This is a genomic window from Mesorhizobium sp. RCAM 06353 (assembly GCF_059683585.1).
In genome coordinates this window covers 706990-730408 of sequence record NZ_CM185031.1, presented here as the reverse complement: position 1 = coordinate 730408, position 23419 = coordinate 706990, and the positions used below count along the sequence as shown (strand labels likewise).

17 protein-coding genes are annotated in these 23419 nt (G+C 62.9%); 12 read left to right on the top strand and 5 right to left on the bottom strand.

The genetic code is table 11. The annotated features are described in order from the left end of the window. The first annotated feature begins 139 nt into the window (after positions 1 to 139). From AC56QX_RS03230 to AC56QX_RS03205, 6 genes are all read left to right on the top strand, one after another. Positions 140 to 751 (top strand): CGNR zinc finger domain-containing protein, encoded by a 612-nt coding sequence (locus tag AC56QX_RS03230; RefSeq protein WP_497113682.1) that lies wholly within the window; start codon positions 140 to 142, stop codon positions 749 to 751. Continuing rightward, positions 744 to 1283: a hypothetical protein gene (locus AC56QX_RS03225; protein ID WP_497113681.1), complete on the top strand. Its 540-nt coding sequence runs from the start codon at positions 744 to 746 to the stop codon at positions 1281 to 1283. Before AC56QX_RS03230 ends, AC56QX_RS03225 begins: the two co-directional genes overlap by 8 nt. Before the next feature lie 209 nt (positions 1284 to 1492). Further along, complete coding sequence (locus AC56QX_RS03220) at positions 1493 to 4972, top strand: indolepyruvate ferredoxin oxidoreductase family protein (protein ID WP_497113680.1); 3480 nt, start codon at positions 1493 to 1495, stop codon at positions 4970 to 4972. A gap of 136 nt (positions 4973 to 5108) precedes the next feature. Next, on the top strand, positions 5109 to 7433 hold the full coding sequence (locus AC56QX_RS03215) for a putative bifunctional diguanylate cyclase/phosphodiesterase (protein ID WP_497113679.1): 2325 nt from the start codon (positions 5109 to 5111) through the stop codon (positions 7431 to 7433). Between the two features lie 338 nt (positions 7434 to 7771). Further along, positions 7772 to 8464: an N-acyl amino acid synthase FeeM domain-containing protein gene (locus AC56QX_RS03210; RefSeq protein ID WP_497113678.1), complete on the top strand. Its 693-nt coding sequence runs from the start codon at positions 7772 to 7774 to the stop codon at positions 8462 to 8464. Positions 8465 to 8581: 117 nt separating this feature from the next. After that, positions 8582 to 8731, top strand: a complete 150-nt coding sequence (locus AC56QX_RS03205) for a DUF3096 domain-containing protein (RefSeq protein ID WP_019862764.1) — start codon at positions 8582 to 8584, stop codon at positions 8729 to 8731. Positions 8732 to 8739: 8 nt separating this feature from the next. Here the strand turns inward: AC56QX_RS03205 and AC56QX_RS03200 are convergent, their stop codons facing one another. Next, entirely contained in the window at positions 8740 to 9555 is an 816-nt protein-coding gene (locus tag AC56QX_RS03200) for an alpha/beta fold hydrolase (RefSeq protein ID WP_497113677.1), read from the bottom strand. Between the two features lie 254 nt (positions 9556 to 9809). Between AC56QX_RS03200 and AC56QX_RS03195 the strand changes: the two genes are divergently transcribed. From AC56QX_RS03195 to AC56QX_RS03180, 4 genes are all read left to right on the top strand, one after another. Continuing rightward, positions 9810 to 10034, top strand: a complete 225-nt coding sequence (locus AC56QX_RS03195) for an aa3-type cytochrome c oxidase subunit IV (protein WP_172220556.1) — start codon at positions 9810 to 9812, stop codon at positions 10032 to 10034. Positions 10035 to 10121: 87 nt separating this feature from the next. Beyond that, positions 10122 to 11396, top strand: a complete 1275-nt coding sequence (locus AC56QX_RS03190; RefSeq protein WP_497113676.1) for a Re/Si-specific NAD(P)(+) transhydrogenase subunit alpha — start codon at positions 10122 to 10124, stop codon at positions 11394 to 11396. Beyond that, positions 11396 to 11821 carry an NAD(P) transhydrogenase subunit alpha part 2 gene (locus tag AC56QX_RS03185; protein ID WP_140660057.1) on the top strand — a complete coding sequence of 142 codons (426 nt, stop codon included), beginning with the start codon at positions 11396 to 11398 and terminating at the stop codon, positions 11819 to 11821. Before AC56QX_RS03190 ends, AC56QX_RS03185 begins: the two co-directional genes overlap by 1 nt. Positions 11822 to 11827: 6 nt before the next feature. Further along, positions 11828 to 13234 (top strand): NAD(P)(+) transhydrogenase (Re/Si-specific) subunit beta, encoded by a 1407-nt coding sequence (locus AC56QX_RS03180; protein ID WP_497113675.1) that lies wholly within the window; start codon positions 11828 to 11830, stop codon positions 13232 to 13234. A gap of 170 nt (positions 13235 to 13404) precedes the next feature. On the opposite strand, the gene AC56QX_RS03175 is transcribed toward AC56QX_RS03180, so the two are convergent. Next, on the bottom strand, positions 13405 to 14322 hold the full coding sequence (locus AC56QX_RS03175; protein ID WP_497113674.1) for a hypothetical protein: 918 nt from the start codon (positions 14320 to 14322) through the stop codon (positions 13405 to 13407). Positions 14323 to 14905: 583 nt separating this feature from the next. Here AC56QX_RS03175 and AC56QX_RS03170 point away from each other — a divergent pair. Continuing rightward, positions 14906 to 15844, top strand: coding sequence for an alpha/beta hydrolase family protein (locus AC56QX_RS03170; protein ID WP_497113673.1), 939 nt, complete (start codon positions 14906 to 14908; stop codon positions 15842 to 15844). Between the two features lie 79 nt (positions 15845 to 15923). Here AC56QX_RS03170 and gyrB read toward each other — a convergent pair whose 3' ends face one another. The 3 genes from gyrB to AC56QX_RS03155 all read right to left on the bottom strand — a co-directional run bounded on the left by gyrB (position 15924) and on the right by AC56QX_RS03155 (position 21830). Further along, complete coding sequence (gyrB, locus tag AC56QX_RS03165; protein ID WP_497113672.1) at positions 15924 to 18395, bottom strand: DNA topoisomerase (ATP-hydrolyzing) subunit B; 2472 nt, start codon at positions 18393 to 18395, stop codon at positions 15924 to 15926. Between the two features lie 145 nt (positions 18396 to 18540). Next, a complete protein-coding gene (locus tag AC56QX_RS03160) occupies positions 18541 to 21171 on the bottom strand; it encodes a caspase family protein (protein ID WP_497113671.1) in 2631 nt (876 codons plus the stop codon). A gap of 89 nt (positions 21172 to 21260) precedes the next feature. Next, on the bottom strand, positions 21261 to 21830 hold the full coding sequence (locus AC56QX_RS03155) for an NADPH-dependent FMN reductase (protein WP_497113670.1): 570 nt from the start codon (positions 21828 to 21830) through the stop codon (positions 21261 to 21263). Between the two features lie 211 nt (positions 21831 to 22041). Between AC56QX_RS03155 and AC56QX_RS03150 the strand changes: the two genes are divergently transcribed. Next, entirely contained in the window at positions 22042 to 23409 is a 1368-nt protein-coding gene (locus tag AC56QX_RS03150; RefSeq protein ID WP_497113669.1) for a cytochrome P450, read from the top strand. Positions 23410 to 23419 lie beyond the last annotated feature (10 nt).

Below are 23419 nucleotides of genomic sequence, written 5' to 3'. Positions count from 1 at the left end.
GAGCATGTCGATCAAAACAGTGCGGCGGCTTTGGGACAACGACATGCGCAAGACAAAGGCTGCGGTGACCGCGCCCATGTGAAGGTTTGCATTGCTGAATCTAACTTGTCAAATGCGATTTATCGGTTAGATTTCTGGTATGACGGTATCCTGGACCCCACACCGCTTCACCGGCGGTATGCTTGCGCTCGACACGGCCAACACCGTCGTGCTGCGCGGCGATCCGGAGAAGACATTCGACCGCTTCGATGATCCGGCCGAGATTGCCCGCTTCGCTGATGCGGCCACCGGCTTTCGCGCCGCCGAGCTTGGCGACAGGCGGCTGGCGGTATCCTCGCCCACGGCAATCGCGCCCGTCGTGCTGTCGATCCGCGAGACGACCGACCGGCTGTTTCGCGGCGCGGTGTCGAAGGGCGCGGTCGCCACCGCTGACCTGCCAGACTTCCTGCGCGCCTGCGCCGAGGGCCTGGCCGACAGCCGGACCGAGATCGGTGCGGCGGGAAGGCCGTTCGGCGATCCCCTGACACCGATTGCCTTCGAGGCGGCGCTGGCGGTTTCGGCCCTGTCGCTGCTGCGCGACGACACCGTCGCGCGGCTCAGGATCTGCCCCAACTGCACCTGGCTGTTCGTCGACAGGAGCCGTAATTCCAGCCGCCTTTGGTGCGACATGGCGGTGTGCGGCAACCGTCAGAAGGCAAGTCGTCACTATCGCCGCCGCCGCTTGGCGGCCAATGAGGTCAAAGATGCTTAAGAGGTTTTCCCGTTCGATCGTTGTCGGCGCTGCATTGATTGCTGCCGCTGCGCTCGGCGCCTGCCGCGACACCGGCAAGGAAAGCGAAGGCAGGCTGTTCGAAATCTCCGGCAAGATATTCGTCTTCAACTACCGTCTCGCCAGGGCAACCTATGTCGTGACATTGCGGCCCCTGCAGCCGATGGGAGCGGGCCAGGTCGCGGTCGCCAGCTTCCAGGATCCCGCCGGCGGCGCGCCGCTGGTGGTCGAGCAGAAGGTCTGGCCGAAGCTCGACAAGGTGACCCTGGAAAGCCCGGCGCTGACCTGCGTCGTCAAGAACAAGCCTTATGCGATCGCCATCAGCATCAAGGGCTCCGACGGTGCGGTCCTGCAGAAGATCGACACCACATTGATGTCGACGGAGGATCAGTCGGTGTTGCCCGACCGGCCGCTGGTCATCGACCAGCTCTACACGGCCAATCCCGACCTGGTCGGCCATCCCGACGGCAAGCTGCCGGATGAGCCGAAGCCGGATTGCTCGAAAGCCATCTAGGCGCAGCGGCAACTGTTGAAATTTTCGTGCGTCGGGCAACGTCCGCGGGTCGGTTTCGTACCGGTTCGGGATGGCGGCGGACTGTTCGTTTCGCGTTGCCTGGCACCTGCGATTTTGTTTGACCTGCCTTGCAAGGGGAGAAAGGATGCGTCATCCGACTCCGACGTTGGCTGCCTGCCCCCGCGCGGCCTCCGCAGAGGAAATGCCTGATGACGCTGCATGATGTCGCGCTCGACGACAAGTTCAACCTTGGAAAGGAGCGCATCTTCCTGTCCGGCGCGCAGGCGGTCATCCGCATGCTCCTGATGCAGCGCGAGCGCGACCGGCGCGCTGGCCTGAACACGGCCGGTTTCGTCTCCGGCTATCGCGGCTCGCCGCTCGGCGGCCTCGACATGCAGCTGTGGAAGGCGAAGAAGCAGCTTGCCGGGGCCGACATCGTCTTCCAGCCCGGCCTCAACGAGGAGCTTGCCGCCACCGCCTGCTGGGGATCGCAGCAGACGGAATTGCTGGGCGAGGGTACCCATGATGGTGTCTTTTCGGTCTGGTACGGCAAGGGTCCGGGCGTCGATCGTTCAGGCGACGTGTTCCGCCACGCCAATCTCGCCGGCTCGTCGAAGCATGGCGGTGTGCTCGCCCTGATGGGTGACGACCATATGGCCGAATCCTCGACCAATGCGCATGCCACCGAATTCCTGTTCGTCGACACCATGGTGCCGATCCTCAACCCGGCCGGCGTCCAGGAGATCATCGACTACGGCCTCTACGGCTTTGCCATGTCGCGTTTCGCCGGCACCTGGGCGGCGATCAAATGCGTCAAGGACAACATCGAATCGACGGCGTCGGTCGATGCCTCGCTCGAACGGCTCAACATCGTTGTGCCGGAGTTCGACATGCCGCCGGGCGGCCTCAACATCCGCCACGAGATCGACATGCTGGGCCAGGAGGAGCGGCTGCATGAGTACAAGCGTGCCGCGGCCTCCGCCTTCATCCATGCCAACGGGCTGAACCACATCGTCTATTCGGGCGGCCGCAGCCCGAAGCTCGGCATCATCACGCTGGGCAAGAGCTATCTCGATGTCCGCCAGGCGCTGGAGGATATCGGCATCGACGAGGCGGCCGCCAACCGCATCGGCGTGCGGCTGTTCAAGGTCGGTTGCCCCTGGCCGCTCGACCTGCATCACATCGCCGACTTTGCCCGCGGCCTCGACACCATCGTCGTCGTCGAAGAGAAGCGCTCTCTAATCGAGGTGCAGCTGCGCGAAAGCCTCTACGGCACCGCCACGCAGCCGGTCATCGTCGGCAAGAAGGATGAGCGCGGCGATTGGCTGTTTCCAGCCAAGGGCGCGCTCGACCCCAACGAGATCGCTATTGCCCTTGGCGAAAGGATCGTCAAAACCATCGGCCCGTCAGAGGAGATTTCGGCGCGGGTGGGCAAGCTGCGCCAGTTCCAGGCGATGCTGGCGGATGCCACCGACATCGGTTCGCGTACGCCCTTCTTCTGTTCGGGTTGCCCGCACAATTCCTCGACCAAGGTGCCGGATGGCTCGATCGCCGCCGCTGGCATTGGCTGCCATTTCATGGCGCTTTGGATGGACCGCAACACGCTGGGCTTCACAGCCATGGGCGGCGAAGGCGCGCAATGGGTCGGCCAGGCGCCCTTCTCGAAGCGCGATCACATCTTCCAGAATCTGGGTGACGGCACCTACAACCATTCCGGCACGCTGGCGATCCGCTTCGCCCTGTCGAGTGATGCCAACATCACCTACAAGATCCTCTACAACGACGCCGTGGCGATGACCGGCGGCCAGCCGCATGAGGGCGGCCTGACGGTGGACATGATCGCCAGGCAGGTGCGGGCCGAGGGCGTCGACCGCATCGCCATCGTCACCGACGAACCGGACAAATATGCCGGCAAGGCCGAATTCCCGGCCGGCGCCACCATCCACCACCGCGACGACCTCGATCTCGTCCAGCGCGAGCTGCGCGACGTCAAGGGCGTCTCGGTCCTGCTCTACGACCAGACCTGTGCCGCCGAAAAACGTCGGCGCCGCAAGCGCGGCACCTTTCCCGATCCCGACAAGCGCGTCTTCATCAACGAACTGGTCTGCGAAGGCTGTGGCGATTGCGGCGTGCAGTCGAACTGTGTCTCCATCCAGCCGGTCGAGACCGAATTCGGCCGCAAGCGCAAGATCGACCAGTCGAGCTGCAACAAGGATTTCTCCTGCGTCAACGGCTTCTGCCCGTCCTTCGTCACCGTGCACGGCGCCAAGATCCGCAAGGCTGAAGGCCTGGCCGGCAAGACCGATCCGCTCGACGGCGTGCCGACGCCTGCCGAATTCCCGCTGGGCGAGCAAGGCTGGGCGGCGATCATCGATGGTGTCGGCGGCACTGGCGTCGTCACCGTCGGCGCCGTGCTCGGCATGGCGGCCCATCTCGAGGACAAGGGCTGCGGCATGATCGATATGGCCGGCCTTGCCCAGAAGGGCGGCTCGGTGTTCACCCATGTGCGCATTGCCCGCACGCCGGACGACATCCATGCCATCCGTGTTTCGGCGGGGAAGGCCGATCTCGTGCTTGGCTGCGACCTCGTCGTCTCGGGTGCCAAGAAGGTACTGACGGCAGTGCGCGAGGGCCACACCATCTTCCTCGCCAACACCGCCGAGATCATGCCCGGCGAGTTTGCCCGGTCGGCGGATTTCTCGTTGCCGATCGAACGCCTGAAGAAAGCGATCCGCACCGCCGCCGGCGACGACAAGGCGCATTTCTTCGACGCCACCCGCACCGCCACCGCGCTATTCGGCAATTCGCTCGGCGCCAACATGTTCATGCTCGGCTTTGCGTTCCAGCATGGCGGTCTGCCGTTGTCGGCGGAAGCCGTTGAAAAAGCTATCGAATTGAACGGCGAAGCGGTGGCGATGAACATCGCCGCCTTCCGTTGGGGCCGCCGTGCGGCGCACCAGCCGGATTTCGTGCGCGGCCTCGTCGCCCAGCCGGGCAAGGCGGGACAAACCGCCCCGGTCGCGCAGACGCTGGACGAAATCATTGCCCGCCGTGTCGTCTTCCTGACCGCTTACCAGAACGCCGCCTACGGCAAGCGCTATGCCGACCGGCTGGCGCTGCTGCGTGCCGCGGAAGCCAAGGCCGTGCCCGGCTCGACCGCCGTGACCGAGGCGGCGGCCAGGAACCTGTTCAAGCTGATGGCGATCAAGGACGAATACGAGGTGGCGCGGCTCTACACCGACGGCTCCTTTGCCGCCGAGCTGGGCAAGCAGTTCCAGAGCTACGAAAAACTCGAATTCCATCTCGCGCCGCCGATCATGGGACGTCGCGGCAATGACGGAAGCCCCCGGAAATCGAGCTTCGGGCCTTGGATGATGAAGGGTTTTCGCCTGCTGGCGGCGCTGAAGGGCCTGCGTGGCACCGCTTTCGACCTGTTCGGCTACACCGCCGAACGGCGCATGGAACGGCAGCTTTTGGCACAATATGAGGCGGATCTTGAACTCGTCGCCAAGTCGCTGGCGCCTGATAAGGCTGATGCGGCGGTCGCTCTCGTCTCGGTCCCCGCGCTCATCCGTGGTTATGGCCATGTCCGGCAGGCCAGTGCTGAAAAGGCCGCGGGGGAGCGCTCCCGATTGCTCCAGCGCCTCGCAAACGCACCGGCGGGGCCGGCACTTCAGGCCGCCGAGTGAAGGCCTTGTTTACCTGAAGCTTGATTTCCCGGCCGGTCCTGCCTTCGCGCGCCTTCGGCAACCGAGCCGAAACCACTGTTCTAAGCCTTTCTTAAGGCGGATGTGGGATGACGAGGCCTAGCGTTGGGCCGACGACATGGGCAGAACAAAGACCGAAAACATCCCGGCGGATGTTTACATCCAGTTTGTGCGGTCGTTGTTCGACAACGCCCACATGCTGGTGATTGGCGGCGTCTGCTACTGGATCCTCGGATTCATGATCTACTTCCGCACGCACAATCCATTGTTCCTGGCCTTCTCCTTTACTCTGCTGTCCATCAGCCTTTTCCGCTACTTCGGCATTCGTGACTTCCGAAAAGCGGGCGGTGTAATAAGCAATGTCCAAGAGGCGCAACGGTGGGAGCGCAACTACATCCTCAAGGGCAGCCTGCAGGGCCTCGGGTTGGGCGCGCTGTGCTTCATATCGATCTATGTTTATCCCGACCCCTTTGCCGAACTGGCCGCGACGTCGCTGGCCATCGCAACTTTGGTGACGGTTGTTGGCCGGAACTACGGGTCTCCGCTCATGGTGCGGATTTTTTCCGTGACCTTCATCGGCCCGGCAGCACTTGCACTCTTGCTGCGCATGGATGTCCCTTCGGTCGTCCTGGGCTTGATGATCATCCCGCTGACGTTCATCACGATCAACAGTGCCGACCACGTCCGCGACGTGCTTTTCTCGGCGGTCATTGGCCACAAGGAAGCGAGGAAGCTGGCGCACAGGTTCGATCGCGCCCTCAACACCATGTCGCACGGCCTTGTCATGCTCGGCCCCAACGGTCGCGTAGCGGTCGCCAATGCCGAAGCCGCCCATCTGATGTCGCTCAAGTCCGGGGATGCGTTGCTCGGACGATCGATCCACGGTCTTTTGATGCGTGGTGTCGCCGGCGGCATGCTGGCGCCGAAGGATTGCCGCTATATCGAGGCCCAGCTGACACGCGCCCTGCGCGAGGGCCGCGACCGCAAGGTGCTCGTTTCCCTCGCCAACGGCCAGCACTATGAATTCTCAGCCCGTGAAGGCAGCCAGGAACTGGGGGTCATCACCTTCGAGGACGTGACGGCGCGTGTCGAGGCGGAAGACAAGATCCGCTTCATGGCTCGCTACGACAATCTCACCGGCCTGCCCAATCGCGCCTATTTCCATGAACTCGTCGGCGAGGCGATGGCGTCCGGAGACCGCGACCGTCTCTGCGGTCTGGCCGTGCTCGACCTCGATGATTTCAAGAGCGTCAACGACACGCTCGGGCATCCGATCGGCGACGGGTTGATCTACGCGGTTGCCGAGCGTCTTGCCGGCGTTGCAGGGCAAGGCATCACTGTCAGCCGTTTCGGCGGCGACGAATTCATGGTCTTCTTCGACCGCATCGAGGATGAAAGCCATCTGACCACGCAGATCGACGAGATCTTTGCAGCATTGCAGGGCGAGGTGGACGTCGCCGGCCATGGGCTGCGCATCCAGGCCAGCGGCGGCGCGGTATTGGCACGGGTCAAGGACAGCGATGTCGACGCCATGATCGTCAAGGCGGATCTGGCGCTTTACAAGGCCAAGGAGCTTGGCAAGAACGGCTGGCGGCTGTTCGAGGCGGCAATGGACGCGGCGTTCCGCAACCGCCAGCTGATGAAGGCGGATCTGCGCAGCGCGGTGGAAAGCAAGAGCCTGCGGGTCGTCTATCAGCCTATCGTGTCGATGAGCACCATGCGCATCGCCAGCTGCGAGGCGCTGTGCCGCTGGGATCATCCCGATCTCGGGCCGATTTCGCCCGGCATCTTCATTCCGCTCGCCGAGGAAATGGGCATCATTTCCGAGATCAGCACCTTCGTGTTGCAGGCAGCCTGCACCGAATGCGCCAAATGGCCGGATCAGACCAGTGTCTCGGTCAACCTCTCAGCCAAGGATTTCCGCAACCGCGACGTCATCCAGAAGGTTCGCGACGCGCTGGCCAGTTCCGGTCTCGCCGCCGGCAGGCTGGAAATCGAGGTCACTGAAACCGCGCTGCTCGACGACAAGTCGCTGACGCGGCAGTACATCGAGGAGCTGAAGCAGATTGGCGTTCGCATCGCGCTTGACGATTTCGGCACCGGCTATTCGAGCCTGAGCTATCTGCACAAGCTGCCGCTCGACAAGATCAAGATCGACCGCTCGTTCCTGATAGATGTCACCCAGAACCCGCGTTCGCTGGAACTGCTCAAGGGCATCGTCAAGCTGTCGCGGCCACTGGGACTTTCCGTGACCGTCGAAGGCGTCGAGACCTTCGAGCAGCTCAAGATACTGGCCTTGCAGGTCAAGCCCGATCTCGTGCAAGGCTTCCTGTTCGGCGCCGCGCTCAGTGCATCGGGTATCGAAACGATGTCGAATGTCACCTGGCCATTCGCCGCTGACCTGCGTCCCACCGGCAAACGGACAGCCCAACTGGTGCCGTGATTTCAAGTACCGCCAGGCGCGGGCGCCAAGATCATCCTCAGCCCAGTGTGGCCTCGCTCACCCACCTGTTTGTTGATGGAGGTGCCATGTCCCGGAGGCTATGATCCCCATCCTTCTCCGGCGCATTGCTCACCAGGGACATTCTCAGATGGGCGCTTCGCCGTTAAGGTTAATAGAAGGTAAATCAACAACCTCTAAGTTTCTGCTTGTGTCTCATTTTGACTCGAATAGCCTATCCGCAGGCGGAATTTCGAGGACAGATAATGGATGCTGCAAGGGCTGCAACGAATGCGTCTGGCGTGGTCAGGGCAGCCGGGGATTCTGTGCTGAACCGATCGATGATGCAGCTTCTGGAGCATGTCGATTATCGCCTCATTACCGGAGGCGAGGATTTGGAGGCGATTTACCGGCTTCGTTACAAATCCTATCTGCGCTCAGGCATGTGCGGCCCAATCGCCAGCGGAATGTTCGAGGATCGCTGGGATAATCTACCCAATTCCTACCGGTTCGGTGTCTATTTCTACGGCGAATTGGTCAGCACGATCCGCTTCCACTACATTTCCGCCGAGCACCCGAATTCGCCCTCCGTCGATGCCTATCCGGAAATATTGCTCGAGCGACTTGCCCGCGGAGAAACCTTTATCGACGGAACCCGGTTTGCAACCGATCCCGACAGCGCGCCGGCGCCCGGAGTGCTGCCGTTCCTGACACTCAGGCTTGCTATGGTGGCCTCGCTCTATTTTGGCCAGAACTCGGTGCTGACGCCGGTCAAGGTCGAGCATTCCAATTTTTATTCTCGTTATTTCAATGCCGTGCAGAGGACCGAGGCTAAGGAATTTCCGGGCGTTCTTACCCGGATCGCCCTTTTCGAAATCCCTGCCGGCGAAAATATGCGCCGGACACTCGAACGGTTCCCGTTCTTCAGGTCGACGCCGACGGAGCAGCGGCTGATGTTTGCCAACCCGGCCATCAACCGGCTGACGCCCTTGTCCATCGTGCCGACAGCGAAATATTATCGCGCCGCCGCGTAGCGCCCCTATTTTTGCAAGGCGTCTGGAGCCTTCCGGCCAGATCCGCGTTCTGATGACGGCGGCGCGCCGCCGCTCAGTCTGTGTCATCCCAGCGGATCTGCCAGAAGGACCCCCGACATGCATATTTCCCAGCTCGCGCTGACGCCGCTTATCTCGCTGATCGCCGGCGTGCTGATCCTCATCATGCCACGGCTGCTGAACTACATCGTCGCGCTCTATCTGATCGTCGTTGGACTGCTGGGACTTTTCCCCCACCTCGCGGGCTGAGGGAACTCTCAGCCGGCGAAGAAGCGCAGCGCCGCGGCGACGATCGCCTCCGGCGCGTCTTCCTGCATCAGATGGCCGGAGCCCGGAATAAGCGTCAGGCCGCAATTCGGCAGCATGGCCGCGAGCTTTTGGCCGCTTTGCGGCGGTATCCAGCGGTCTTCCTCGCCCCACAGCAGCGCGACGGGGCAGCGGAATTCGCCGTAGAGCCGTTCGACCTCGTCGGTGAAGCGCTGATCCATCTGGGCGATCTGCCGGTAGAAAGCCGGCTGGCCAACGGGTCCGGTCCATGGCGTGACATAGGGTTCCAGATCGCTGTCCGACAAAGGGCTGGCGGCGGCGCCCGAGACATACGCTTTCAGGATCGCAACCTGTATGTAGTCCGGCATGCCGGCGAAGGCGGCCTCATGCTTACGGACGTGCTGGACAAAGGGCGAGCCCCACGGCCGCACCGCCACCGGGTCAATCAATAGCAACTTGTCATAGTCGCAGCCGTCGATCAGATGCGCGCGCAACGCCGTGGCGCCGCCGAAATCATGGGCGATTATCTTGGGCCGGTCGAGTTTCCAGAAGGCCAGCATCGCCGCCAGCGCCTTGTTCTGGATGCCCAGCGAAACGTCCTGGCCTTCCCGTTTGCCGGATCGCCCATATCCGGGAAGATCGTAAAAATACAGCGTGTGGTCGCGCGCCAGTTCCGGTACGACGCGATGCCAGACATGCGAGGAGAACGGCGTACCGTGCACGAGCACGATCGGCCGGCCTGAGCCGGCGGTTCCCCACGCGATGGTCGTGCCGTTCCAGTCAAATGTCTGTGTGGGTATGATCATGGCGATTCACCAAGCGGCTGTTCGTCCAGAGACGATAATCCCCCGCGATGTCGTCCAGAACCGCCAAATTCTCACAGCAGCTTCAACGGAACTCACGCAGATGCCGGGTGATCGCACCGCCAACAGGCCGGGATCGGCCGGCAGTTTCAATTTTCCCTTGAGGCAGTTGTCGGCCCCAATGCGGCAATAGCGCCATTGCTCTCGGCCCGGCTTTTCGGTATGTGCCTGACAGATGTCTTCGAAGGGGTATTCCTATGGCTGATCACTCGCCGACCGGTCCTGTCGAACTAGGCGCGAAGATGGACTATGCCGAGCATGACCGCACCTATGCGGGCTTTCTCGCGCTGGCCAAATACGGATCGCTTTTCTGCGGCGCGTTGCTCATCGCGATGGCCTTCGGCTTCTTTGCGGCCGGTTTCTTCTCGGCGCTTATCCTGTTCGTCCTGATACTGGCCGTCGGCGCCTTCATTCTGCGATAGACCTTCCAAAACCCCGTTGCCATTGACGGTGCCGGATATTCCGGCCGACACTTTGCGCAAACAGGTTCCAGCCGAAAGGATCATGCGGTGGGACAGACGGTTTTCATCCCTCGTGAGCTTGATGCGAACGAGCCGCGCGTCGCGGCCTCGCCCGATACGGTCAAGCGGCTGGCGGGGCTGGGCCTCGACGTGATTGTCGAAACCGGCGCCGGCACAAGGTCGCGCATCCCGGACGAAGAGTTCGCCAAGGCAGGTGCTGCCATCGGCAAGGCGTCCGATGTCGCCAGGGCCGATGTCGTGCTGAAGGTACGCCGGCCAACGGAAGCCGAGCTGAAGAGCTACAAATCCGGCGCGGCGGTGATCGCCATCATGGATCCCTACGGCAACGACGCCGCAGTAGCGGCTCTGGCCAAAGCCGGGGTCACTGCGTTCTCGATGGAATTCATGCCGCGCATCACCCGCGCGCAATCGATGGACGTGCTGTCCAGCCAGGCCAATCTTGCCGGCTATCAGGCGGTTATCGACGGCGCTTCGGAATATGATCGCGCGCTGCCGATGATGATGACGGCGGCGGGCACGGTGCCGGCGGCGAAGGTCTTCATCATGGGTGTCGGCGTTGCCGGCCTGCAGGCGATCGCCACGGCGCGTCGCCTTGGCGCGGTTGTCACCGCCACCGACGTGCGCCCCGCCGCCAAGGAACAGGTAGCCTCGCTCGGCGCAAAATTCCTGGCCGTAGAGGACGACGAGTTCAAGGCCGCCGAGACAGCCGGCGGCTATGCCAAGGAAATGTCGAAGGAATACCAGGCCAAGCAGGCGGCACTGACCGCCGAGCACATCGCCAAGCAGGACATCGTCATCACCACGGCGCTGATCCCCGGCCGGCCGGCGCCGAAGCTGGTATCTGCCGCCATGGTCGCTTCGATGAAGCCGGGTTCGGTGCTCGTCGACCTCGCGGTTGAACGCGGCGGTAATGTCGAAGGCGCCGAAGCGGGCAAGGTCGTCACCACGGCCAACAACGTCAAGATCGTCGGCCACCTCAATGTGCCCGGCCGCGTCGCCGCATCCGCCTCGCTGCTCTACGCGAAGAACCTGTTCGCTTTCCTCGAAACGCTGGTCGACAAGACCACCAAGACGCTCGCCATCAACCGCGATGATGATCTGGTCAAGGCGACGATGCTGACTGATGGCGGCAAGATCGTTCATCCGGCCTTCGCCAAGGCCGACCAGCAGCCGCATGTCGAACCGGCCGCGATCCCGGCCACGACCATGGTTGCTGATGCCTCTACTGCACCCAAGAAAGCTGCGACCAAGAAAACAGCCGCATCCAAGTCGCCCGCGTCCAAGTCGAAAGGCACAGCGTGATGGATCAGACCCTGCAGAAAGCCCTCGATCAGCTCGACCAGGCAAGCGCTGCCGTCAGGCTTGCGGTGCAGAACCTGGCCAACGCTCCAGGTGGTGCCGATGCGGCGGGTGACGCCGCGCACGCACTCTCCGGCGGCGCCATCGATCCTTTCGTCTTCCGTTTCGCCATCTTCATCCTGGCGATCTTCGTCGGCTACTACGTCGTCTGGTCGGTGACGCCGGCACTGCACACCCCGCTGATGGCGGTTACCAACGCCATCTCCTCGGTCATCGTCGTCGGCGCGCTGCTCGCGGTCGGTATCGCGGCTTCCGGTGTCGCCGCAGGCTTCGGCTTCGTGGCGTTGATGCTGGTCTCGGTCAACATTTTTGGTGGCTTCCTGGTCACCCAGCGCATGCTGGCGATGTACAAGAAGAAGGACAAGTAGAGCGCCATGAACGCCAACTTCGCGTCCTTCCTCTATCTGGTCTCCGGCGTCCTGTTCATCATGGCGCTGCGCGGCCTGTCGCATCCGACCACCAGCCGCCAGGGCAATATGTACGGCATGATCGGCATGGGCATCGCCATCGCCACCACGCTGGCGCTGGCGATCCCGTCTGTCCCGTCGGCCGGCCGCTACGGCCTGATCGTGCTTGGCCTCGCCATTGGCGGTAGCGTCGGTGCGGTCACCGCGCGCCGCATCGCCATGACCTCGATGCCGCAACTGGTTGCTGCCTTCCACAGCCTCGTCGGCCTCGCCGCCGTGATGGTGGCGGCCGCGGCCATCTACGCGCCGGAAAGTTTTGGTATCGGCACGGCGGGCGACATCCATGCCCAGGCGCTGATCGAGATGAGCCTTGGCGTCGCCATCGGCGCCATCACCTTCACCGGCTCGGTCATTGCCTTCTTGAAGCTCGACGGCCGCATGTCCGGCAAGCCGATCATGATCGGCGGCCGCCACGTCATCAACGCCGCCCTTGGTATCGCGCTCATCGTGCTGATCGTGCTGCTGGTCGGCACGGAATCGAAGCTGGTGTTCTGGCTGATCGTCGCCGCCTCGCTGGTGCTCGGCATCCTCTTGATCATCCCGATCGGCGGCGCCGACATGCCGGTCGTCGTCTCGATGCTCAACTCCTACTCGGGCTGGGCAGCGGCTGCCCTCGGCTTCACGCTCGGCAATCTGGCGCTGATCATCACCGGCGCGCTGGTCGGCTCATCCGGCGCGATCCTGTCCTACATCATGTGCAAGGGCATGAACCGCAGCTTTATCTCGGTCATCCTCGGCGGCTTTGGCGGTGAGACCGCTGCTGCGGCCGACGACGGCATCGAGCGCACGGTCAAGCAGGGCTCGGCCGACGATGCCGCCTACCTGATGATGAACGCGCAGAAGGTCATCATCGTGCCGGGGTACGGCATGGCGGTTGCCCAGGCGCAGCACGCGCTGCGCGAAATGGCCGACAAGCTCAAGGCCAACGGCGTCGACGTCAAATACGCCATCCACCCGGTCGCCGGCCGCATGCCCGGCCACATGAACGTGCTGCTGGCCGAAGCCAACGTGCCCTATGACGAAGTGTTCGAGCTCGAGGACATTAACTCCGAATTCGCGCAGGCCGATGTCGCCTATGTCATCGGTGCCAACGACGTCACCAACCCTTCGGCCCGCGACGACAAGTCCTCGCCGATCTACGGCATGCCGATCCTCGACGTCGACAAGGCCCGCACCTGCCTGTTCGTCAAGCGCTCGCTCGGCTCCGGCTACGCCGGCATCGACAACACGCTGTTCTACAAGGACGGCACCATGATGCTGCTCGGCGATGCCAAGAAGATGACAGAGGAAATCGTCAAGGCCATGGATCACTGATCCGGCCGCAACTCTCGCAAAAAAAGCCCGGCTTCGCGCCGGGCTTTTCTTTTAGAGCAATTCCAGGAAAAGTGTGTGCGGTTTTCCGTCCGGAATTGCGTCAAAACAAAGAGTTAGAGCAGTTCGCCGTTTCCGTGAAACGGTGAAATGATCTAGCGGTGTAGTCAGTGTCAGCGGGTGGTCAGGAACACCGCTTCCTCTTCGTCGCGCTGCCTGCCGCCGAGAGCTGCCGCGGCACTGGCGATGAAGGCACCGATGACCAGCGACAAGGCACCGAGCAAGGCAAAGGTCGCGCTGCCCTTTCTGGCGGTGTCGGCGGCCTGCTTGGCCTTGATCTTGGCGTCCTCGACCTTGGCCACCAGTGCATCGACACGCGCCTTGGCGTCGGCCTCGGACAGGCCGGTGCGGGCGGCAACCAGTTGCGAGAGATACGTCTTGTCGTCGGCTGAAATCTCGCCTGCCGCGGCACTGGCGACCAGGATGCGTGAGGCCTGCCCAACCGCTGCGGCATCACTGTCCGGATTGGCCGCTGCGAGCTTGCTCGGATCAGCCGGACGGAACAGTGAATCCGCCAGATAGGAGGTCGCATTGTCGGCCGATGCGCCGCCGGCATTTGCGGAGGCTCCGGCCGACGCACCCATGGCGGCGCCCGACGCTACGGTGGAGACAGCCTGCACGCCTGTACCAAGCGCTGCGGAAAGCGCTGAACCGAGGACGCCGACGACGAGCAGTGTAGCCAACGCCCAGGCAAGGAAGCCATGAGCGGTGTCACGGAAATACACCTCGTCAGTGTGGATGCCGACCCATTTGGTGCGCAGGCGTCCGGCAAGGTAGCCGCCGACGCCGGAGGACAGCCATTGCACGATGATCAGCCAGATGGCGGTGGACACTGCGAAGGTGGTGATCGTCGCGCCGGACCCTGACCATGGGGAAACCATGCTGAGCCCAAGCCCTGAGCCGAGCAGCATCAGGATAAAGGTCAGGGTAGAGGCCGCGAAAGCGCCGGCGATGATCGGCCCCCAGCTGACGGCTGTGGCGGATGATTCTTCTGAAGCGGACAGGTCGATAGCCGATACGGTGGACTGCATCAACGCCCCCTACCGTACGAAAAGCATGATGAGGATGATGATCGGAATCGGAATACCGAGCAACCAGAGCAAAATGCCACGTCCCATGAAAGGCCTCCTGTGAGAAATTGTGATCGATGTTGTCACAATGTCGTCGGAGGACTTCCGTTCCGGCGCGTTTTGAAATGATTTTGTTTGCCGGCGATGGAACAATTGGAGCGCCGCTTCGCGCCAATGTCTCAAGCGATCATGTTGTTGTGATTTGACCCATAGGTCGAGTCGGGCAAAAGCGGAAGTCCGGGCGTCGTCCCTGCCTGTTTGACTCACAAGTCTCGCTGGATCCGACCCGTCAGCCCTGCGAATTTTCTTCGAAGTGCCTTGCCGAGTAGGAAGACAAATGACTCCAAGGAAATTCCAGAAGAAGCAGAAAGCAAGAGCTCGGTGGATTTCGGTCCCAGCCGGCGGTTCGCGCTCAGCAATTTTCGCCGGCCTGGTCTTGCTCTCTGGTCTGTTCACAGGAGCCTTGACCCCGGCGGCTACAGCCGGTCCGACGATTGGTGCGACATCGGTCAGTCCAGTTGCTGAAGACCTCGCGCATTCCCCGGTGGGCTTTGAAGCCGTTCGCGTTCCCAATGGCGGCGAACCGCCATTGGCCGCCGGCATCTGGTACCCGACTTCAGCCGAGCCGCGCGATGTGCCGCTGGAATTCTTCAAGCAGCGCGTCGCGCCGTCCGGCCCGGTAAAAGGCCGTGCGCTGCCGCTCATCGTGATCTCGCATGGCGGCGGCGGATCCTATGCCGGTCATTATGATACGGCGATCGCCTTGGCGAAAGCCGGGTTCATCGTCGCCGCCGTCAGCCATGCCGGCGATACCTACGACGACCAGAGCAAGGTGTTGATGCTGTGGCGCCGGCCCGCCCAGCTGAGCCGGCTGATAGATTTCATGCTGACGGACTGGCAGGGGCATGCCGACATCGATCCGCAGCGCATCGGCGCCTTCGGATTCTCGAATGGGGGCTTCGCCGTACTCGTCGAGGCTGGTGGCATCCCCGATCTCGGCAGGATCGACCCATACTGCGCGGCAAATCCGCAGCACGATCTTTGCACCACGCTGGCGAAAGCGGGGGTTCATTCCGTTGCGCAAGCGGCCCAGCCACCTCCGGATGCCTGGAAGCCTGATCGGCGAATCCGCGCCATCGCAGCCGCCGCGCCCGCGTTCGGCTTCACCTTCGACCGCGCCGACCTCGCTTCGGTTCAAATCCCGGTGCTCCTGTGGCGCGCCGCCGCCGACCGGCATCAACCCGACCCCTGGTATGAAGAACACCTTCGTTCGGCGCTGCCCCGACCGCCGGAATATCATGTCGAGTCTCTGGCGGGCCACTATGCGTTCCTGCCGCCTTGCAGCACTCGCCTGCGCGCTATCGCGCCCATGGCTTGCGTTGACGCAGCCGGCTTCGACCGGGCAGCGTTTCATCAGCGCCTCAACGCCGCCCTGGCAGGCTTCTTCAGTTCAGCGCTGCGGTCTCAAAGCGCGTCGCGTTGAAACGGTTTCAGCCGTCGCGCTTTAAGCTCTTGTGCATCTCGTTTGCCCAAAACCGCTGCGCAGTTTTGGCCGGCCGGCATCAAATATCCAGATTGGCCACCGACAGCGCATTGTCCTGGATGAATTCGCGCCGTGGCTCGACCTCGTCGCCCATCAGCCGCGAGAACAGGCTGTCGGCGTCGGTCGCATCGTTGACCTTGACCTGCAGCAGCGACCGCACATTCGGGTCGAGCGTGGTTTCCCACAGCTGTTCGGCATTCATCTCGCCGAGACCCTTGTAGCGCTGCATGGTCAGCCCCTTGCGGCCGGTCGCAAAGACGGCGTTGAGCAGCGCCAGCGGCCCCGAAACGACTTCGGACACATCCTTGCGGCGCAACACCGGCGGCGTCCCGTAGACCTCGCTGAGGCGCTGTGCGTAGCGGTCGAGCTGGCGGGCGTCGGCCGAATTGATCAGCCCCATGTCGAGATGGGCGTATTCCTTGACGCTGCGCACGGTGCGCTCGAAGATATAACCGCCGCTGCCGTCATTCGAGGTCGACATGCGGCCGGTCCAGCCGCGCTCGGTGTCCTCGGCGATGATGTCGAGCCGTTGCGCAATCCGCTCCGCCATCGCGTTGGCGCTGCCAAGATCGTTGAAGACATCGGGGTTGAGCCCGCCGGCGATCGCCGCTTGCTCGACCACGCCTCTGTTGTAGCGCGTGTGCAGGCCGTTGATGAGCTGGCGCACAGCCAGCGCGTCTTCGACGGCGCCGCGCAGATCCTGTCCGATCCGCACTTCGCCCGAACCCAGCGTAAGCGAGGCTTCCTCCAACCCGGAATCGATCAGGAACTCCTCGAAGGCGCTTTCATTCTTGATGTATTGCGAGCTCTTGCCACGCGTCACTTTGTAGAGCGGCGGCTGGGCGATGTAGAGATGGCCGCGCTCGATCAGCTCCGGCATCTGCCGGAAGAAGAAGGTGAGCAGCAGGGTCCTGATGTGGGCGCCGTCGACGTCGGCGTCGGTCATCAGGATGATCTTGTGGTAGCGCAGCTTGTCGGCGTTGAATTCGTCCTTGCCGATCGAGGTGCCGAGCGCGGTGATCAGCGTGCCGATCATGTCGGAGCCGAGCATGCGGTCGAAGCGCGCCCGCTCGACATTGAGGATCTTGCCGCGCAGCGGCAAAATGGCCTGGTTCTGCCGCGAACGCCCGCCCTTGGCCGAGCCGCCGGCCGAGTCACCCTCGACGATGAAGATTTCCGATTTCGCCGGATCGCGCTCCTGGCAGTCGGCCAGCTTGCCGGGCAGCGAGGTAACGCCGAGCGAACTCTTGCGGGTGATGTCGCGCGCCTTGCGCGCCGCTTCACGCGCCGCCGCGGCCTGGATCACCTTGTCGATGACCACCTTGCCCTCGGTTGGGTGTTCTTCCAGCCATGTGCCGAGCGCCTCGTTGACCAGCCCCTCGACCACCGGACGCACTTCCGACGAAACCAGCTTGTCCTTGGTCTGCGAGGAGAATTTCGGGTCGGGAACCTTGACCGACAGCACGGCCGTCAGGCCTTCGCGGCAATCGTCGCCGATCAGCGAGACCTTTTCCTTCTTGGTCAGGCCTGAGGACTCGCCATAGCCGGTGATCTGGCGCGTCAGCGCGCCACGGAAACCGGCCAGATGGGTGCCGCCATCGCGCTGCGGGATGTTGTTGGTGAAGGCCAGCACGTTCTCGTGGTAGCTGTCGTTCCACCACATCGCCACTTCGACGGTGATGCCGTCGCGCTCGGCCTTGATGGCGATCGGCTTCTCGATCAGCGGTTTCTTGACCCGGTCGAGATATTTGACGAACTCTTCGAGGCCGCCATCATAGTGCAGCTCATGCCGCACGATGTCGGCGTGGCGGGCGTCGGTCAGAATGATACGGACGCCGGAATTGAGGAAGGCGAGCTCGCGCAGCCGGTGCTCCAGCGTGCCGAAGTCGAACTCGACCATGGTGAAGGTTTCGGATGACGGGAAGAAGGTGATCTGACTGCCGCTGCGGCCCTCATAGGTGCCTGGCTGCTTGTCCTGTTCGTAGCTGCCCGTCGCCTTCAACGGCGCATCGGCATTGCCGTGCGTGAAGCTCATCTCGAAGATCTGGCCGTTGCGGCGAATCTTGAGCTTCAGCCATGCCGAAAGGGCGTTGACCACCGAGACGCCGACGCCATGCAGACCGCCCGACACCTTGTAGGAGTTCTGGTCGAATTTGCCGCCGGCATGCAGCTGCGTCATAATCACTTCGGCCGCCGAAATGCCTTCGCCGGTGTGGATATCGGTCGGAATGCCACGGCCATTATCGATCACCGTCACCGAACCATCGGGGTTGAGCGTCACGGTGACGAGGTCGGCGTGACCGGCCAAGGCCTCGTCGATGGCGTTGTCGACCACCTCATAGACCATGTGATGCAGGCCCGAACCGTCGTCGGTGTCACCGATATACATGCCGGGGCGTTTGCGGACAGCGTCCAACCCCTTCAAAACCTTGATGGAATCGGCGCCGTATTCGGCTTCGGCGCCGTTGGTGTTCTCGGTCTGGTCGCTCATGAAAACCTGTTGTCTAGATGCCGTTTGTACAGCGCGAAAAATCGGCCCCGAATCGCGCGTCTGATATAGTACAGATATAGGCGCTAAAGGCGGTTTTTCCAAGGTTTGCGGGCATTTCCGGCCCAAATCCCGGGCCGGCAGCCGGCTATTTTTTCCGGCCGTTGAATTTGGCGAGAAGGCCGCGCAAATATTTGATCGTGGATTTGTCCCGGGGCGCCAGCCGGCCCGTGCGGTCGAGCTCCAGCGTCAGGTTCAGCGCCTTGGTCAGCACCGCCTTCGGATCCTTGGCCACATAGGCATAGTTGATGTAGGCCTGCACCAGATCGAATTGCCAGATCGCATTGTTCGGATCGAACTGGGCCAGTTTCTGGCGGATGCCGAGGCTGGCTTCGAAGGCCTTCTTGGAGCCCTCGAAATGGCGCTGCTTGGTCTCCAGCATGCCGATTTCCGACAGGGTGATAGACAGGTCCCGTTGCCAGTCGGAATTGGCGGGGTCGAGCTTCGCCAGCCGGTCGGCGATGGCAAGACTATCCTGGTAGTTTTGCAGTGCGTCGCCGACATTGCCCTGGGCATCAAGCACACCGGCAACCTTTTCCAGACAGACCGACAGGTCGCGCTGCCAGTCGGTGTTGCCGGGGTCAGCAGCGGCAAGCTCACGCGTCACGGCCAGCGCTTGCTGATAGGAGGCCAGGGCTGCCGGCCAGTTCTCCTGATCGTTGAGCGCGTTGCCGATCTTGGCGTAGCTGATCGACAGGTCGCGCTTCAAATCGGTGTCGTTGGGGTCACGGCGCACCAGGTCGTCGGCGATCTTCTGGCTTTTGGTGTAGGCCACGAGCGCACCGGCAGGGTCGCCGCGCAGGCGCAGGACGTCACCGATCCTGTCATGGCTGACTGAGACAGCGCGCTGACGCTCCGGGTCATCGGGTTTGTTTTCGGCTAGCACCAGCCGAATCCTCAGGCTCTCTTCAAAGGCCGTCTGGGCGCCATCCAACTGGCCAGCGGTACGGGCAAGGTCGCCGATCTCCTCATAGGTTATGGTCAGGTCGCGCAGCCGATAGGCGCTGTTCGGCTCGCCATCGGCCAATTTCTGCTTGATCGACAGGCTTTGCTGATAGGCCTGCGCCGCCGCAGCCACGTCGCCTTGCGTCGCCAGCACGTTGCCGATCTTGTCATTGGCCATGGCAAGATCACCGAGCCAGTCCTTCTTGTCCGGCATGCCTGCGGTCAGATCCTCCAGCATGCCCCTGGCCGCCTCATAGTTTTCCAGGGAGGTCGGCAGGTCGCCTTGCGCCATCTCAGTGTTGGCGAGCTTGATATGGCTGATGGCGAGATCGCGCTTGACGCTGGGATCGGTTTCCTGACGCGACCGCTGCTCGAGATTGGCCAACAGGGCGGTAAAGGCGCGGCCGGCCGCCTCGACATTACCGACCGTCGTATAGAGAATACCAAGTTCCTCCAGCGTGCGGCTCTGGCGGTCGGCCTGTTCCAGGTTGAGCGAGGTCTGCCCGGCCTCGCCATACAGCGCCAGCACGGTTTCATAGCCCTTGATGGCCGCCGCATAGTTGAGGTCGGCGCGCGCAGCGCCTGCCGACAGGAACAGCGTTGCGGCCTGCGACAGCGTGCGGTCGACGAAATTGACCTTCAGCGCCTTGCGCGACACCTCGTCGATATCGGCCGCTTCCGCAAGTTTCGCCTGTGCCGCGCCGAAGGCGCCCAGGGCGAGCTGCTCCTCGGCCTGGCGGCGCAGTTCAGTCACACGTGGATCGTCGGCAGCCAGCGTCTTCATCTCGGCGCGCACCTTGACGAAGGCTTCCGCCGCCTCACGCAGCCTTGTATTCAGGCTATCTGCTGAAAGATGGCTGGTGTCGGAACTGATCAACGCGCCATAGAGCGGCGCCAGTGGCATGTCGGCGTCGCTGGCGATCTGCTCGACCTTGCCGCGCATTTCCGGCGTCACATCGGCCATGGCGAGCAACAGCCGTTCGCGCTCCGGCAATTGCTCCTTGGCGGCAGCGGCAAAGAACAGTTTCGGCAGGCCGCTCTCGACATAGGGCAGTTGCTTGCCGCGGGAGAGGTCATAAACCTCCTGCTGCACCAAGGTCAGAACCGAGCGGATTTCCAGCCCGTCGGTTCCGAGATATTTGGTCAGCGCCGTCGTGAAAGGCGAGTTCTGGCCGGTGCCGTCAGCCGCCGTCTCGCCAGGTGCGGCCGAGAAAGCGAACAGGATGTTTTCCGCGCGCCCAATGCGGCCAAGGCCTGGCTTGACCTTATCGGCGACAGCCTTGGCCAGCGACGTCGCGCCGCGCCCTTGGCCACCACTCCCCGAGAACGGATCGCTGCGGCAGGCGTCGAGCACGATCAGCCCGACCTTGGCGGTGGCGGCCACCGCAGCGCGCACCTCTTCCAGCGGCAGGCTGGTCTTGTCCAGCGCACCAAGTGAGGAGGCGTCGGCATCGACCGGCAGCAGCCGGTTGTCACCTGAGATTTCGATGCCATGGCCGGAGAAATAGACCAGCGCCACGTCGGCGCCCTTGGCATCTTCGCGAAAATCGTCGAGCGCGCGCCGCATGCGCCGCAGATCCCGGTTGGTTTCGAGCACAACCTCGAAGCCAAGCTTCTTCAGCGCCGCTTCCATCGCCTCGCCGTCATGGATGGGATTGGCGAGTGGCCGCACCAGCCGGTAGTCGTCCTCCGCCATGACCAATGCCACGCGCCGTTCCGCCGCCGCCGTGGCGGTGGTCGCAATCATCAGCAGCAAGGCAAACAGCAAGCGCAAGTCGAACCGCCCCCGCTCAGTTCATTTGTCGACCATTCCACCTCTTTATGGCACGAGCAAGCCGGGGACTCGGCTAAAAACCGGCTCCTTCAGGCAGCGCGCATCGGTTTCAACGCCTGGCTCCAGCGCAACAGCTCGTCCAGCATGGTCCTAGCGCCGCCGGTCACCTGTTCGCTGGCGCTGAAGGCGCCGTTCTCGTCGAGCAGTTTCTGGTACATCGGCAGCGCGACGCCTTCCGAGATCGGCATGACACCCACCGCGGTCAGCAGCGGCTTCAGTGCCTGCGCCGCGCGCAGGCCGCCGGAGACACCGCCATAGCTGAAAATGGCGGCCGGCTTGTACTTCCATTCGCGTGCGAGATAGTCGATCGCGTTGACGATCGCGGGTGCAGCGAAATAGTTGTATTCCGGTGCGACGAAGACGAAGGCGTCGGCGGCGTCGATCGCTTTCGACCAGGCCTTGGTGTGGTCGTTCTGGTAGTTGCCAAGCCTTGGATGATGCGGCTCGTCCAGAACCGGCAGGTGGAACGCGGCGATGTCGGTCAGCACCGGCTCGAATTTTCCATGCTCGCGCGCGAATATCTCCAGCCACTCGGCAAAAACCGGACCGGCGCGGCCGGGCCGCGTGCTGCCGATGATGATGTTCAACTGGTGCTTCAAGGCCGGCTCCTTTGTCAGGCGGTATCTGTTGGTGACTGTCACTACGGCAGAGCGTCCCGGCGGACAAGGCAGGACGCCTGGCGGAGCGGTCACGATCGGATGAACAGACGGTCTGTCTTCGTGTGTTCTGCTGTCGTGGTTCGGTCTGCCGTTCGGCCACATGGACGTCCGGGGTGCCAGCCACTACATTGATGCAACAGCGGAGCACTTCATGGACATTCAGCCCGCCCCCTTTGTTCCTCCCGCACCGAAGCCGCGCACGACGCCGCCTTCGACGCTGGAGATGATCCGCATCGTCTACCGCAATCCGCTCGAACTATGGGGTGAGCATACCTATAACGAGCCGTGGATTTCTGCGAATGGCGTTGGTGGCCACCTGATCGTCGCCAACGATCCCGGCCTCATCCGCCATGTGCTGGTCGACAACGCCAAGAACTACAAGATGGCGACGGTGCGCCAGAAGATCCTGCGGCCGATCCTGCGCGACGGCCTGCTGACCGCCGAGGGCGAGGTGTGGAAGCGGTCGCGCAAGGCGATGGCGCCGGTGTTCACGCCGCGCCACATCTTCGGCTTCGCCCAGCCGATGCTGAAACGCACCAAGGAGTTCGTCACCCGCTACGAAGAGGGCGGCATATCCGACATCGCCCATGACATGACATTGCTCACCTATGACATCCTCGCCGAGACACTGTTCTCCGGCGAGATCGCGGGCGAGCCGGGCAGTTTCGCCAATGAGATCGACCGCTTGTTCGAGACCATGGGCCGTGTCGACCCGCTCGACCTGTTGCGCGCGCCCGACTGGCTGCCGCGGCTGACCCGCATCCGCGGCCGCAAGACCATGGCCTATTTCCGCAAGATCGTGACCGATACGGTCAAGATGCGCGAAGAGAAGGTCAGGCGTGACCCCGATGGCGTGCCGCAGGATTTCCTGACGCTGCTGCTCAAGGCCGAAGGTCCCGACGGGCTGACGCGCGCGGAAGTCGAGGACAACATCATCACCTTCATCGGCGCCGGCCATGAGACCACCGCGCGGGCACTCGGCTGGACGCTTTATTGCCTGGCCGAATCGCCATGGGAGCGCAACCGGGTCGAGCAGGAGATCGACCAGGTGCTGGCGCGCGAATCCGATCCGACGAAGTGGCTCGACGCCATGCCATTGACCCGCGCCGCTTTCGACGAGGCGCTCCGGCTCTATCCGCCGGCGCCGTCGATCAACCGCGAGCCGATCGAACCGGAGATGTGGAAGGATCTTTATATCCCCAAGCACGCCGCCGTGCTGGTCATGCCCTGGGTCGTCCATCGCCACAGGAAGCTATGGGACCGGCCGGATGCCTATCTGCCGGAACGGTTCCATCCGGGAAACCGTGAAAAGATCGACCGCTTCCAGTATCTGCCGTTCGGTGCGGGTCCACGCGTCTGCATCGGCGCCAGTTTCGCCATGCAGGAGGCGATCATCGCGCTCGCCATCCTGTTGTCGCGCTTCCGCTTCGATACGACCGCTGAAACGAAACCCTGGCCGGTGCAGAAACTGACCACACAGCCGCAAGGCGGGTTGCCGATGCAGGTCACGCCCCGCTAGGCGTGCTCTT

Coding starts and splice junctions, on each gene's coding strand:
- AC56QX_RS03230 (WP_497113682.1), top strand. CDS start 140: ATGACGGTATCCTGGACCCCACACCGCTTCACCGGCGGTATGCTTGCG.
- AC56QX_RS03225 (WP_497113681.1), top strand. CDS start 744: ATGCTTAAGAGGTTTTCCCGTTCGATCGTTGTCGGCGCTGCATTGATT.
- AC56QX_RS03220 (WP_497113680.1), top strand. CDS start 1,493: ATGACGCTGCATGATGTCGCGCTCGACGACAAGTTCAACCTTGGAAAG.
- AC56QX_RS03215 (WP_497113679.1), top strand. CDS start 5,109: ATGGGCAGAACAAAGACCGAAAACATCCCGGCGGATGTTTACATCCAG.
- AC56QX_RS03210 (WP_497113678.1), top strand. CDS start 7,772: ATGATGCAGCTTCTGGAGCATGTCGATTATCGCCTCATTACCGGAGGC.
- AC56QX_RS03205 (WP_019862764.1), top strand. CDS start 8,582: ATGCATATTTCCCAGCTCGCGCTGACGCCGCTTATCTCGCTGATCGCC.
- AC56QX_RS03200 (WP_497113677.1), bottom strand. CDS start 9,555: ATGATCATACCCACACAGACATTTGACTGGAACGGCACGACCATCGCG.
- AC56QX_RS03195 (WP_172220556.1), top strand. CDS start 9,810: ATGGCTGATCACTCGCCGACCGGTCCTGTCGAACTAGGCGCGAAGATG.
- AC56QX_RS03185 (WP_140660057.1), top strand. CDS start 11,396: ATGGATCAGACCCTGCAGAAAGCCCTCGATCAGCTCGACCAGGCAAGC.
- AC56QX_RS03180 (WP_497113675.1), top strand. CDS start 11,828: ATGAACGCCAACTTCGCGTCCTTCCTCTATCTGGTCTCCGGCGTCCTG.
- AC56QX_RS03175 (WP_497113674.1), bottom strand. CDS start 14,322: ATGCAGTCCACCGTATCGGCTATCGACCTGTCCGCTTCAGAAGAATCA.
- gyrB (WP_497113672.1), bottom strand. CDS start 18,395: ATGAGCGACCAGACCGAGAACACCAACGGCGCCGAAGCCGAATACGGC.
- AC56QX_RS03150 (WP_497113669.1), top strand. CDS start 22,042: ATGGACATTCAGCCCGCCCCCTTTGTTCCTCCCGCACCGAAGCCGCGC.